The organism is Lelliottia sp. EB106-05-01-XG201 (assembly GCF_058791735.1).
Window position 1 is genome coordinate 2814915 of sequence record NZ_JBYTDV010000001.1, and the last position, 12705, is coordinate 2827619.

A 12705-nucleotide genomic window follows, 5' to 3' on the forward strand; every position below is an offset into this window, starting at 1 on the left:
CCCCTACAAGTATTGACGACCATGCTGAAAACTCTCGATGTTGTTGCCGCCATTATTGAAAAGAATGGCAAAATTCTCCTCGCGCAACGCCCGGAGAGTGCCGACCAGCCAAGAATGTGGGAGTTCGCCGGGGGCAAAGTTGAAGCTGGTGAAACCCAGCCCGAGGCGCTGACCCGCGAGCTGCGTGAAGAGTTAGGGATAGACGCGCAGCCGACGCAGTATGTCGCCAGCCACCAGCGGGAAGTCTCCGGGCGGCTGATTCATCTGCACGCGTGGCACGTCCCGACCTTCAGCGGCGAAGTGATCGCGCATTACCACAGCAACCTGGTGTGGTGCACTCCGCAGGAGGCGTTCGCGTATGATCTCGCGCCCGCCGATATCCCGCTGCTGGAAGCCTTTATCCTTTTACGCGCCGCCACACCAGCGGGTTCGTGCTGATGGTTTTTTCATCGCGCTGACACTGGAGCAGAACGCCGTCGGCTTTCACCACCGCCCCTTCCGAATAGTTTTGATCCTGATAGATGCAGCACTGGTTGCAGGGCTGCGCGCGCTGGCCGCCGGAGCTGAACACTTCCGGCGGTACATTGACCTCCACGTCCGGGCGAATACGGTCGGCCTGAGCACCGGCGGACAACAGGGCAAGCAAAGCAGTTAACAGGTAGCGGTTCATAAAGATTCCTTTTGTGTGCTGATAATGACTATAACGGTTGTTTGCCGCCGTTCCTTTAATTTCTCTCATCATCGTTTTTAGTTATGACACAAGGCCGCTGATTAATTTCACTTTCCCGCTAAATTTTCCCTTGCCTCGCCAAGCGGTACGGGTGGTATAGTCGAAAACGACCACAAATCACCCACACAACACACAAAATTAAAAAAATCTTTATAAGAGGCTCTTATATCTATGGATCAGACACGCTCTCTGGAATCGTTTCTTACCCACGTTCAACAGCGCGACCCGCATCAGAGCGAGTTTGCCCAGGCCGTTCGTGAGGTCATGACCACCCTGTGGCCCTTCCTCGAAGAAAACCCGCGTTACCGTCAGATGTCCCTGCTTGAGCGCCTGGTTGAACCCGAACGTGTGATTCAGTTCCGCGTGGTCTGGGTCGACGACAAAAATCAGGTGCAGGTGAACCGCGCGTGGCGAGTCCAGTTCAGTTCGGCGATTGGCCCGTTCAAGGGTGGAATGCGTTTTCACCCTTCCGTAAACCTGTCGATCCTCAAATTCCTCGGCTTTGAGCAGACCTTTAAAAACGCACTGACTACCCTGCCCATGGGCGGCGGTAAAGGCGGCAGCGATTTCGATCCGAAAGGCAAAAGCGAAGGCGAAGTGATGCGTTTCTGCCAGGCGCTGATGACGGAGCTGTACCGTCACCTCGGCCCGGACACCGACGTGCCAGCGGGGGATATCGGCGTGGGCGGACGCGAAGTCGGCTTTATGGCCGGGATGATGAAAAAGCTCTCCAACAACAGCGCCTGCGTGTTTACCGGGAAAGGGCTGTCGTTCGGCGGGAGTCTGATCCGCCCGGAAGCGACGGGCTACGGCCTGGTGTACTTCACCGAGGCGATGTTAAAACGTCACGGTCTGGGCTTCGAAGGAATGCGCGTGGCGGTGTCGGGCTCCGGCAACGTGGCGCAGTATGCGATTGAAAAAGCGATGCAGTTTGGCGCGCGCGTGGTGACGGCGTCGGACTCGAGCGGCACGGTGGTGGATGAAGCCGGTTTCACGGCGGAGAAACTGGCACGCCTGTGCGAAATCAAAGCCAGCCGCGACGGCCGCGTGGCGGATTACGCGCGCGAGTTTGGTTTGACCTATCTGGAAGGCAAGCAGCCGTGGTCAGTGCCGGTGGATATCGCCCTGCCGTGTGCGACGCAGAACGAGCTGGATGTGGAGGCTGCCCGGACGCTTATCAAAAACGGCGTGAAAGCGGTGGCGGAAGGGGCGAATATGCCGACCACCATCGAAGCGACGGATCTGTTCCTCGAAGCGGGCGTGTTGTTTGCGCCGGGTAAAGCGGCGAACGCCGGTGGCGTGGCGACGTCAGGCCTGGAGATGGCGCAAAACGCCGCGCGTCTGGGCTGGAAAGCCGAGAAAGTGGATGCGCGTTTGCATCACATCATGTTGGATATTCACCACTCCTGCGTGGAGTACGGCGGGGAAGCGGAGCAGACCAACTACGTGCGCGGCGCGAATATCGCCGGGTTCGTGAAGGTGGCCGATGCGATGATTGGGCAAGGGGTGGTTTAAGCCGCATCATCGTGTGTTGCCGGGTGGCGGCTCCGCCTTACCCGGCCTACAAAACCCGCGAAAGCACGAATCGTTGGCCCGTTTTTTCAGGCCGCACTCTTCTTCTTAAACTTCTTCTTCGCGTCACCACCGCCCGGTGCCACCATTCCGCGGAATGATTTCACCGGCGTATTGCGCGCCTGATTGATCAACTCAAACAGGGTACCCACCAGCGGCTGCATAAAGTCCTGATAGCGGCACTGCTTCTCGCTGATCTGCGTCAGGATCGACTCCCAGTGCGCCGTCATGTCCGGTCGCGCAGCCAGCTCCGGCAGGGAGTGAATCAACGCCCGCCCCGGATCCGTCGAGTGGATATAGCGCCCTTTTTTGATCAGGAAACCACGCTTAAACAGAAGCTCGATAATCCCCGCGCGCGTCGCTTCTGTGCCTAATCCATCCGTGGCGCGGAGGATCTTTTTCAGATCTTTATCCTGCACAAAACGGGCAATCCCGGTCATCGCCGAGAGCAACGTCGCGTCGGTAAAGTGGCGCGGCGGCTGAGTTTGTCGCTCAATCACTTCACCCTTTTCGCACAGCAGTTCGTCGTCTTTCGCCACCACCGGCAGCGGCGTGCCGTCGTTCTCTTCGTCGCGCTCTTTGTTGCCGAGCAGCGTGCGCCAGCCCGCTTCGGCGAGGAAACGCGCTTTGGCGACGAATTTGCCTTTGGCGATCTCCAGTTCAATCACACATTTGCGGAACATCGCGTCCGGGCAAAACTGCATCAGATACTGACGCGCCACCAGGTTATAAACCTTCGCTTCGTTCTCGCTGAGATTAACGTTGCTGGCGCGCGCCGTCGGGATAATCGCGTGGTGCGCGTCGACTTTTTTGTCATCCCAGCAGCGGTTGCGGGTGTCCGGATTCACGGCGGGCTGCGGGAGCAGGTCCGGCGCGTGAACGCCAATCGCATTCAGCACCGCATGACGCCCGGCGAAATGCTCTTCCGGCAGGTAGCGGCTGTCGGAACGCGGATAGGTGATGAGCTTGTGGGTTTCGTAAAGCTTCTGGCAGATATCGAGCACGTTCTGCGCGCTCATACCGAAGCGTTTACCGGCCTCAATCTGCAGGGCTGAGAGGGAAAACGGCAGCGGCGCGGGTTCTGATTCCCGTTTATCGTTATAGCTGGTGACTATCGCCGGCTGGCCGTTGATGCGGTTAACCACGTGATCCGCCAGCGGGCGATGCAACAGCCGCCCCTCTTCGTCCTGGTAAGATTCACAGGCGTCGCTCGGCTGCCAGGTGGCGGTAAACCGTTCCTCTTTCGGGGTGACGATATGCGCCTTCACCTCGAAGAAATCTTTCGCCACGAAGTTTTCGATCTCTTCGTCGCGGCGCACCACCAGACCGAGGACTGGGGTCTGCACGCGCCCGACGGAGAGCACGCCCTGATACCCGGCGTTACGCCCGAGAATGGTGTAGGCGCGGGTCATATTGATGCCGTACAGCCAGTCGGCGCGGGCTCGCGCCAGGGCCGAGACGCACAGTGGGATAAACTCGCTGTTGGCGCGCAGACGCGTAATCGCGCGCTCAACCGCCTGCGGGTTGAGATCGTTGATCAGGCAGCGCTGCACCTGCTGACGCTTTTCCGGCGCCAGCTCGAGATAGTCGAGCACCTCGTCCACCAGCAGCTGCCCTTCCCTGTCCGGGTCACCCGCGTGAATCACTTCTTCCGCGTCGTGCAGGAAACGTTTGATGACGTTGAGTTGCTTAGTCACGGAAGGACGCGGCTGCAGTTTCCACTTTTCCGGCACGATCGGCAGATCGTTGAGATTCCAGCGCGCGTAGCGGGCGTCGTAGACATCCGGCTGCGCCTGTTCCAGCAGGTGACCGATACACCAGGTGACCACCTGCCCGTTACCGCATTCGATAAAGCCGTCGCCCTTGCGATGCGGCTTGGGAAGCACATCGGCAATCGCACGGGCCAGACTCGGCTTTTCCGCAATAAACAGACGCATCGAATTAACGGATCTCAATCATCGGACGACCGCCGCGGGCAGTCACCAGCTCGCCAATGGCGCTCAGGCTGATGCCAAACTCGGCCGCCGTGGCTTTGACTTCGGCTTCCGCGTCAGGGGTGACGGCCAGCAGCAGGCCGCCGGAGGTTTGCGGATCGCACAGCAGATCGCGCCACTCTGTTGGCATGTCGCCCATCAGATGGCCGTAGCTGGCAAAGTTACGCTGGGTGCCGCCCGGCACCGCGCCCTGGGCGATGTACTCTTCCACGCCCGGCAGTTTTGGAATGTCCTGATACCAGACCTGTGCCTGAACGCCTGCGCCCTGACAGACTTCGCTCAGGTGGCCGAGGAGACCAAAGCCAGTAACGTCAGTCATCGCTTTGACGCCGTCGATATTGGCAAACGCCGCGCCCGCCAGGTTCATCTGACACATCACTTCCGTGGCGAGGCCAATATGTTCTGGCTTAAGCAGGGATTTTTTCTCCGCGGTAGTGAGCACGCCGATACCCAGCGGTTTGGTGAGGAACAGCTTGCAACCTTCCTGCGCGGTGCTGTTGCGCTTCACGCGCTCGGTCGGCACCACGCCGGTGACGGCGAGGCCGAAGATCGGCTCTGGCGCGTCGATGGAGTGTCCACCCGCCAGCGCAATGCCCGCCTGCTGGCAGGCAAAGCGACCGCCTTCGATCACTTCGCGGGCGATTTCCGGTGGGATGGTGTTGATCGGCCAGCCGAGGATGGCGATCGCCATGATCGGTTTACCGCCCATCGCGAAGATGTCGCTGATGGCGTTGGTCGCCGCGATACGCCCGAAATCAAACGGGTTATCGACAATCGGCATAAAGAAGTCGGTGGTGCTGATAATGCTGGTGCCGTTACCTAAATCGTATACCGCCGCATCGTCACGCGTTTCGTTGCCGACAAGCAGGTTCGGGTCGACAAACTTCGCCTGTTCGCTGTGCAGGATGGTCTCCAGCACTTTAGGGGAAATTTTACAACCGCAACCCGCTCCGTGGCTGTATTGCGTTAAACGAATAGTTTGCTCGCTCATGGACATCTCCTGTCATTGCAATCGCGCTATGGTAGCGCTCATTCCGTGATGAGGTAAGTATGACTGTCTGAATTATGCGACGCTTGCTCATAATCCAGACAGTTTAGCGTGATTATCAGAATCGGGTGACGAACGGGGCGGTGTCAGGCGTGGAAATGGTGGTCGAGGCTTTCAGCTGCGGCGTACCTAAATAGAGGAAGCCGACGATTTTGTCGTGCTCGGCGCAGGAGAGTCCTTCGCGTACCACCGGGCTTTCCGTCAGCGGACCGGTGCGCCAGATGCCGTTAAAGCCCTGGGCGACAGCGGCCATTTGCATCGCCATGACCGCGCAACCGGCGGACATCTCTTGCTCCCAGACTGGTACTTTGTGTTCGGGCTGGCATTTTGCCACCACCGCAACGATCATCGGCGCGCGAAACGGCGCATTGCGCGCTTTGTCGATCGCCTTTTCATCCTGCTCGGCGGCCATCGCCCCATTCTCCAGCAGGGTGCTGAAACGGTCGCGGCCCTCGCCTTCGATGATAAAGAAGTGCCACGGCGTCAGGGTGCCGTGATCCGGCGCGCGCATACCGGCGCGCAGAATGTTTTCCAGCTGTTCGCCCGCAGGCGCAGGTTCCGCCAGGCGTGAAGCGCTACGGCGGTTAACAAGCAGTTCAAGTGCGTCCATTGATTAACTCCTGTCTTGAAATTTATTCACAAAATTAACACGAGAGCAGAATTTGTTACAGCGCAGTGGGCGATTCCTGCTGACAAGTGGCGGTTGGGTCATTACGATAACCCCACATTGCCGTCCAGTCGCGACGGAAACGGTCATTATCTGGTTTGGGAGAATACATGCGAACCCTTTGGCGAATTTTTGCCGGTTTCTTTAAATGGACGTGGCGGTTGCTCAACTTCGTGCGCGAACTGGTGATGAATGTCTTTTTCATCTTCCTGATCCTGGTCTGCGTGGGCGTCTGGATGCACATCAGTAGCAGCAATCAGGCGCAGCACTCCGAGCGCGGCGCGCTGCTGCTGGATATCACCGGCGTGATTGTCGATAAGCCGTCCACCAGCAATCGTCTGGGCGTGATTGGCCGCCAGCTGCTGGGCTCGACCTCTGATCGCATGCAGGAAAACTCCCTGTTTGATATCGTCGACGCCATTCGTCAGGCGAAGGACGATCGCAACATTACCGGGATCGTGCTGGATTTGAAAAACTTTGCCGGGGGCGATCAGCCGTCGATGCAGTACATCGGTAAAGCGCTGCGCGAGTTCCGCGACAGCGGCAAGCCAGTGATTGCGGTCGGCGATAGCTACAGCCAGGGGCAATACTATCTGGCGAGCTTCGCTAACAAAATCTGGCTCTCCCCGCAGGGCACCGTCGATCTGCACGGTTTTGCCACCAACGGTCTGTACTACAAATCGCTGCTGGATAAGCTGAAAGTCACCACCCACGTCTTCCGCGTCGGCACCTATAAATCCGCCGTTGAGCCGTTTATTCGTGACGATATGTCCCCTGCCGCGCGTGAAGCGGACAGCCGCTGGATCGGCGAGCTGTGGCAGAACTATCTCGCCACCGTGGCGGCGAACCGTCAGATCACCCCTGAGCAGGTCTTCCCAGGCGCGCAGGCGATGCTGGATGGCCTGACCATAGTCGGCGGCGATACGGCAAAATACGCCCTGGATAACAAACTGGTCGATACGCTCGGCTCTAGCGCCGAGATCGAAAAAGCGCTGACCAAACAGTTCGGCTGGAGCAAAGAAGACAAGAATTACAGCGCCATCAGCCTCTACGATTACACGCCGAAAAAACCGGATGAATCGGGCGACAGCGTGGCCGTGGTCTTCGCCAACGGAGCGATCATGGACGGGGAAGAGACGCCGGGGAACGTGGGCGGAGATACCACCGCGTCGCAGATCCGCGATGCGCGTCTGGATCCAAAAGTGAAAGCCATCATCCTTCGCGTGAACAGCCCTGGCGGCAGCGTCAGCGCCTCGGAAGTGATCCGTGCGGAGCTGGCCGCAGCGCGTGCAGCGGGCAAACCGGTTGTGGTGTCGATGGGTGGGATGGCGGCATCCGGGGGGTACTGGATCTCCACGCCTGCGAACTACATCGTGGCGAACCCAAGCACGTTGACCGGCTCTATCGGTATCTTTGGCGTCATTAACACCGTCGAAAACAGCCTCGATTATCTGGGCGTGCACACGGACGGCGTGGCCACCTCGCCGCTGGCGGATGTGGCGGTGACCAAATCCCTGCCGCCGGAAGTGTCGCAGATGATGCAGCTGAGCATCGAAAACGGCTACAAGCGCTTTATCACTCTGGTCGCGGAGTCGCGTAAATCGACGCCAGAGCAGGTGGATAAAATTGCTCAGGGCCACGTCTGGACCGGTCAGGATGCGAAAAGCAACGGTCTGGTCGATAGCCTTGGCGACTTCGATGACGCCGTCGCGAAAGCGGCCGAGCTGGCGAAGCTGAAACAGTGGCACATCGCCTATTACCAGGATGAGCCGACGTTTGTGGATATGGTGATGAACAGCATGTCCGGTTCCGTACGTGCCATGCTGCCTGCCGCGATTCAGGCGTATCTGCCTGCGCCGGTGGCCACCGCAGCCAATGTCGTCAAAGCCGAGAGCGATAAGCTCGCCGCCTTTAACGATCCGCAAAACCGTTACGCGTTCTGCCTCACCTGCGCTAACGTACGCTAAACCCCGTCCCCTCTTCTCGCGAAGGGGGGATTTTTCTTTGAAGCACAAGAACACACTATCATGCAGAAGAAATCGATTTATGTGGCGTATACCGGCGGGACCATCGGTATGCAGCGCTCCGAAAATGGCTACATTCCTGTTTCCGGTCATCTGCAGCGCCAGCTCGCGCTGATGCCTGAGTTCCACCGCCAGGAGATGCCGGACTTCACCATTCACGAGTACGATCCGCTGATGGACTCCTCGGATATGACGCCGGAAGACTGGCAGCATATCGCGGAAGATATCAAAGCCCATTACGACGAGTACGATGGCTTTGTGATCCTTCACGGCACCGACACCATGGCGTTCACCGCCTCGGCGCTCTCCTTCATGCTGGAGAATCTGGGTAAGCCGGTGATTGTCACTGGGTCGCAAATCCCGCTGGCCGAACTACGCTCCGACGGGCAGATCAACCTGCTGAACTCCCTGTACGTGGCGGCCAATTATCCGATCAACGAAGTGTCGCTGTTCTTCAACAATCGCCTCTATCGCGGAAACCGCACCACCAAAGCCCACGCCGACGGTTTCGACGCCTTTGCGTCGCCAAACCTGCAGCCGCTGCTGGAAGCGGGTATCCATATTCGCCGCCTGGGCACGCCGCCTGCGCCGCACACGGCGGGCGAGCTGATCGTTCACCCGATCACCCCGCAGCCGATTGGCGTGGTGACCATCTATCCAGGCATCTCTGCCGACGTGGTGCGTAACTTCCTGCGCCAGCCGGTGAAGGCGCTGATCCTGCGCTCCTACGGCGTTGGCAATGCGCCGCAGAACGGCGAGTTCCTGAAAGAGCTGCAGGAAGCGAGCGATCGCGGCATCCTGGTGATTAACCTGACTCAGTGCATGTCCGGCAAAGTGAATATGGGCGGTTACGCCACCGGCAACGCGCTGGCGCACGCCGGGGTGATCAGCGGGTTTGATATGACGGTCGAAGCCACCCTGACTAAACTTCACTACTTACTCAGCCAGAATCTGGACGTGCAGTCCATGCGTGCGGCGATGATGCAGAACCTGCGCGGCGAGCTGACGCCGGACGAATAAGGAGTTTTTTATGAAGCAACGAGCCCTGCTGCTGGTCGATCTGCAGAATGATTTCTGCGCCGGTGGTGCGCTGGCGGTGGCCGGTGGTGATAGCACCGTGGACGTCGCCAATACGCTGATCGGGTGGTGTAAAGCGCGCGGCGAAGCGGTGGTCGCAAGCCAGGACTGGCATCCGGCGAATCACGGCAGCTTTGCCAGCCAGCATAACGTGGAGCCTTTTACCCAGGGTGAACTGGACGGACTGGCGCAAACCTTCTGGCCGGATCACTGTATCCAGCAGACCGAAGGGGCGGAACTGCATCCCCTGCTGGATCAGAAGGCGATCGACGCGGTGTTTCATAAAGGCGAAAATCCTAATATCGACAGCTACAGCGCCTTTTTCGATAATGAGCACCGCCACAAAACCGCCCTCGACGATTGGCTGCGCCATCATGAGATTAGCGATCTGATCGTGATGGGGCTGGCAACGGATTATTGCGTGAAGTTCACCGTGCTCGATGCGCTAAAATTAGGGTATAACGTCAGCGTGATCACCGACGGCTGCCGCGGCGTAAACATTCAGGCGCAGGATAGCGCGCTGGCGTTTATGGAGATGTCGACCGCAGGGGCGACGCTGTACACGCTGGCAGACTGGCAAGAGACGCAGGCGTAAACGCATTTTTATATCATTCAGGAGTGCCAGTGTTATGGCTTTTATCCCTAAAAACTATGCCCGACTGGAAGTCGGTTACCGCGAAAAAGCGCTGAAGCTTTTCCCGTGGGTCTGCGGTCGCTGCAGCCGTGAGTTTGTCTATTCCAATCTGCGTGAGTTGACGGTGCACCACATCGATCACGATCACTCGAATAACCCGGAAGACGGCAGCAACTGGGAGATGTTGTGCCTGTTCTGTCACGATCATGAGCATTCCAAATACACCGAAGCGGATCTGTACGGCTCAACGGTCGTCGCGGGTGAAGATGCGCAGAAGAGCGTCGGGGAAGCCACATATAACCCGTTTGCGAATCTCAAATCGATGATTGATAAAAAGTAATCGCACGGTTTGACATGCCCGGTGGCGCTACGCTTACCGGGCCTACAATCTGAAGCCGCCCCCCGGCAATCTCCTGTAAAGTGAACTCCCTCCCAACACAAACGAAGCGGCACTGCTATCCTCAATGGGCAGTTTTTTGTCACATCCCTGATGTGGCTTACTTTTTTTAAGTCAAAGAGGATACGTTATGAAGCTATTGCCTGTGATGGCAGCATTACCCCTGCTCTGCGCGCCATACCTTTTCGCTGCTGATCTGATGTCCGTCGGCTACTTCAACGGCGGCGGTGACGTGACTGCCGGCCCTGGCGGTGATATCGACAAGCTGGACGTGCGTCAGATTACCCATCTCAACTACTCGTTTGGTCTTATCTACAACAACGAAGCCGGTGAAACCAACGCCGCGCTGAAAGATGCCAGTAAGCTCCACCAAATCTGGCTGTCGCCGAAAGTCATGGCCGACCTGCATAAGATCCCTGAACTGCGTAAGCAAAATCCGCAACTGAAAGTCCTGCTTTCGGTCGGCGGCTGGGGCGCGCGCGGATTCTCCGGGGCGGCGGATAGCAAACAGAGCCGCGCCGTGTTTATTCGCTCGGTGCAGGATATCGTCAACACCTACGGTCTGGATGGCATCGACCTCGACTGGGAGTACCCAGTGAACGGCGCGTGGGGCCTCGTGGACAAGCAGCCCGCGGATAAAGACAACTTTACCGCCCTGCTGAAAGAGATCCGCGAAACGCTGCCGAAAGAGAAGTTAGTCACCGTGGCGCTGGGCGCGAATGCGGAGAGCCCGAAGAGCTGGGTCGATGTGAAAGCGATCGCGCCGTATCTGAACTACATCAACCTGATGACCTACGATATGGCCTACGGCACGCAGTATTTTAACTCGAACCTGTACGACTCGACGAAGTGGCCGACGGTGGCCGCGGCGGACAAGTACAGCGCTGATTTTGTGGTGAACAACTATCTTGCCGCCGGGCTTAAACCTGAGCAGGTGAATCTGGGGATCGGTTTTTATGGGCGCGTCCCGAAACGCAGCGTTGAGCCGGGCATCGACTGGACGAAAGCGGACGCCGAGAAAAACCCGGTGACGCAGCCGTATTTCGGCGCAAAAGAGATCGGGATGTTCAAAGCGCTGGGGTATGACCTCACCAAAGACACCTATGTGAAGTACAACGATATCGTCAGCAAGCTGATTAACGATCCTGAGAAGCGCTTTACCGAGCACTGGGACGACCAGGCGAAAGTGCCGTGGCTGTCGATCAAATCGGCGGAAGATAAAGAGTTGTTTGCGCTGTCGTATGAGAACCCGCGTTCGGTCGACCTGAAGGCGCAGTACATCAAAGAGAAAGGTCTGGGCGGCGCGATGTTCTGGGAGTATGGCGCGGACGACCACAACCAGCTGGCGAAGCAGTTGGCGACGTCGTTGGGAATCAAGCACTAAGTCGTTGTAGGCCCGGTAAGCGCAGCGCCACCGGGCATGTTTAGCCGCACACCCGTTTGTTGCCGGGTGGCGGCTTCGCCTTACCCGGCCTACGGTTTAGGTTACGCTTTCGGTTATTTGAACGTGGCGATGGGTTTTGGCGTGATGCCAAAATCTTCTTTCAGCTCGCGCTTACTCTTCATCACCATCTGCCCCTGAGTGTCGATAGTCATGTGCTGCGCTTCGCTGTTATTGCGCGCCTGCCACAACATCACCAGTTGCAGACTGTTCTCTTTTTGCTCTGCCGTCAGCGCCACGCCATCAGGCCATTTTCCCAGCTCTACGGCTGTTACCAGGCGCTGATACACTTCCGGCGTCATGCTGCTAATCATGTCATCAATATTCATCAGAAATCCGCTGTGATGGAATAATTTGCTGAATCGGTTTTTCAACCTTTCGTCTGGTCGCCATTTTCATCATCGGAGAAGCTCATCGACGCCGAATTGACGCAGAAACGTTCCCCCGTTGGCTGCGGGCCATCCGGGAATACGTGTCCGAGATGAGCATCGCAGTTTCCGCAGCGAATTTCTGTGCGCTGCATACCGTGTGACGAGTCGGTTAAATAGCGGATAGCCTCATCGCTGACGGGCTCATAGAAGCTCGGCCAGCCGCAGCCAGAATCGTATTTTGATTGCGAATTGAACAGCGGGGCATCGCACACCAGACAGTGGTACACGCCATCGCGCTTATTGTGCAGCAAACGCCCGGTGAATGGGGGTTCAGTCCCGTGGTTCTGCGTCACGTAGAACTGCATTTCTGTTAAATTTTTTTTGAGTTCGTCAGGGTTACGTTGATTCGACATATGCTCAGATCTCGCTGTAGAAACAGATACCTTTCATCGCGAATTCTAACAAAACATTAACACTGAAGTGTGAACTTTTGTTCTAAACTTATGCGTTGCGGTACGGCAGTCAGGCAATTGTGATCTTGCTCACATATTTATCCTGATAGCCCTTTAAAATTCCGGGCGCAGCCCCCATGTGGTTGCTAGCTCAAAGGGAAAGTGAGGCTGTCAGTCGCACAAAGGTTATGCGCAGGATTGATTTGTCGCAATGATTGACACGATTCCGCTTGACGCTGCGTAAGGTTTTTGTAATTTTACAGGCAACCTTTTATTCACTAACAAATAGCTGGTGGAA

The 12705-nt window shown here is 57.5% G+C and carries 13 protein-coding genes; 7 read left to right on the forward strand and 6 right to left on the reverse strand.

The window, feature by feature from the left end; translation table 11 throughout:
• Nucleotides 1-21 precede the first annotated feature (21 nt).
• Nucleotides 22-438 carry a pyrimidine (deoxy)nucleoside triphosphate diphosphatase gene (locus AC3WS9_RS13200; protein WP_492488788.1) on the forward strand — a complete coding sequence of 139 codons (417 nt, stop codon included), beginning with the start codon at nucleotides 22-24 and terminating at the stop codon, nucleotides 436-438.
• Here the strand turns inward: AC3WS9_RS13200 and AC3WS9_RS13205 are convergent.
• Nucleotides 398-670, reverse strand: a complete 273-nt coding sequence (locus tag AC3WS9_RS13205; protein ID WP_282494984.1) for a YnjH family protein — start codon at nucleotides 668-670, stop codon at nucleotides 398-400. The two genes, AC3WS9_RS13200 and AC3WS9_RS13205, sit on opposite strands and share 41 nt — an antisense overlap.
• 231 nt (nucleotides 671-901) lie before the next feature.
• Here AC3WS9_RS13205 and gdhA point away from each other — a divergent pair, with 231 nt between their 5' ends.
• Entirely contained in the window at nucleotides 902-2245 is a 1344-nt protein-coding gene (gdhA, locus tag AC3WS9_RS13210) for an NADP-specific glutamate dehydrogenase (RefSeq protein WP_492488790.1), read from the forward strand.
• An 86-nt stretch (nucleotides 2246-2331) separates the two neighbouring features.
• Here the strand turns inward: gdhA and AC3WS9_RS13215 are convergent, their stop codons facing one another.
• The 3 genes from AC3WS9_RS13215 to AC3WS9_RS13225 all read right to left on the reverse strand — a co-directional run bounded on the left by AC3WS9_RS13215 (nucleotide 2332) and on the right by AC3WS9_RS13225 (nucleotide 5954).
• Nucleotides 2332-4239, reverse strand: a complete 1908-nt coding sequence (locus AC3WS9_RS13215; RefSeq protein WP_285150730.1) for a DNA topoisomerase III — start codon at nucleotides 4237-4239, stop codon at nucleotides 2332-2334.
• A gap of 4 nt (nucleotides 4240-4243) precedes the next feature.
• Nucleotides 4244-5287, reverse strand: coding sequence for a selenide, water dikinase SelD (selD, locus tag AC3WS9_RS13220; protein ID WP_282494981.1), 1044 nt, complete (start codon nucleotides 5285-5287; stop codon nucleotides 4244-4246).
• Between the two features lie 115 nt (nucleotides 5288-5402).
• Nucleotides 5403-5954, reverse strand: coding sequence for an NAD(P)H nitroreductase (locus AC3WS9_RS13225; protein ID WP_285144785.1), 552 nt, complete (start codon nucleotides 5952-5954; stop codon nucleotides 5403-5405).
• A 167-nt stretch (nucleotides 5955-6121) separates the two neighbouring features.
• Here AC3WS9_RS13225 and sppA point away from each other — a divergent pair, with 167 nt between their 5' ends.
• The 5 genes from sppA (at nucleotide 6122) to chiD (ending at nucleotide 11527) form a co-directional block, all read left to right on the forward strand.
• A complete protein-coding gene (gene sppA, locus AC3WS9_RS13230; protein WP_492488793.1) occupies nucleotides 6122-7978 on the forward strand; it encodes a signal peptide peptidase SppA in 1857 nt (618 codons plus the stop codon).
• Between the two features lie 60 nt (nucleotides 7979-8038).
• Complete coding sequence (gene ansA / locus AC3WS9_RS13235; protein WP_285144787.1) at nucleotides 8039-9055, forward strand: asparaginase; 1017 nt, start codon at nucleotides 8039-8041, stop codon at nucleotides 9053-9055.
• A gap of 10 nt (nucleotides 9056-9065) precedes the next feature.
• Nucleotides 9066-9707, forward strand: a complete 642-nt coding sequence (pncA, locus tag AC3WS9_RS13240; protein WP_492488796.1) for a bifunctional nicotinamidase/pyrazinamidase — start codon at nucleotides 9066-9068, stop codon at nucleotides 9705-9707.
• A gap of 34 nt (nucleotides 9708-9741) precedes the next feature.
• Nucleotides 9742-10086, forward strand: a complete 345-nt coding sequence (yajD, locus tag AC3WS9_RS13245; RefSeq protein ID WP_095281671.1) for an HNH nuclease YajD — start codon at nucleotides 9742-9744, stop codon at nucleotides 10084-10086.
• A gap of 187 nt (nucleotides 10087-10273) precedes the next feature.
• Nucleotides 10274-11527: a chitinase ChiD gene (chiD, locus tag AC3WS9_RS13250; protein WP_492488798.1), complete on the forward strand. Its 1254-nt coding sequence runs from the start codon at nucleotides 10274-10276 to the stop codon at nucleotides 11525-11527.
• Between the two features lie 113 nt (nucleotides 11528-11640).
• Here the strand turns inward: chiD and AC3WS9_RS13255 are convergent, their stop codons facing one another.
• Nucleotides 11641-11913 carry a YeaC family protein gene (locus AC3WS9_RS13255; RefSeq protein ID WP_282494975.1) on the reverse strand — a complete coding sequence of 91 codons (273 nt, stop codon included), beginning with the start codon at nucleotides 11911-11913 and terminating at the stop codon, nucleotides 11641-11643.
• Between the two features lie 41 nt (nucleotides 11914-11954).
• Nucleotides 11955-12368 (reverse strand): peptide-methionine (R)-S-oxide reductase MsrB, encoded by a 414-nt coding sequence (gene msrB, locus AC3WS9_RS13260; protein ID WP_100780525.1) that lies wholly within the window; start codon nucleotides 12366-12368, stop codon nucleotides 11955-11957.
• Nucleotides 12369-12705 lie beyond the last annotated feature (337 nt).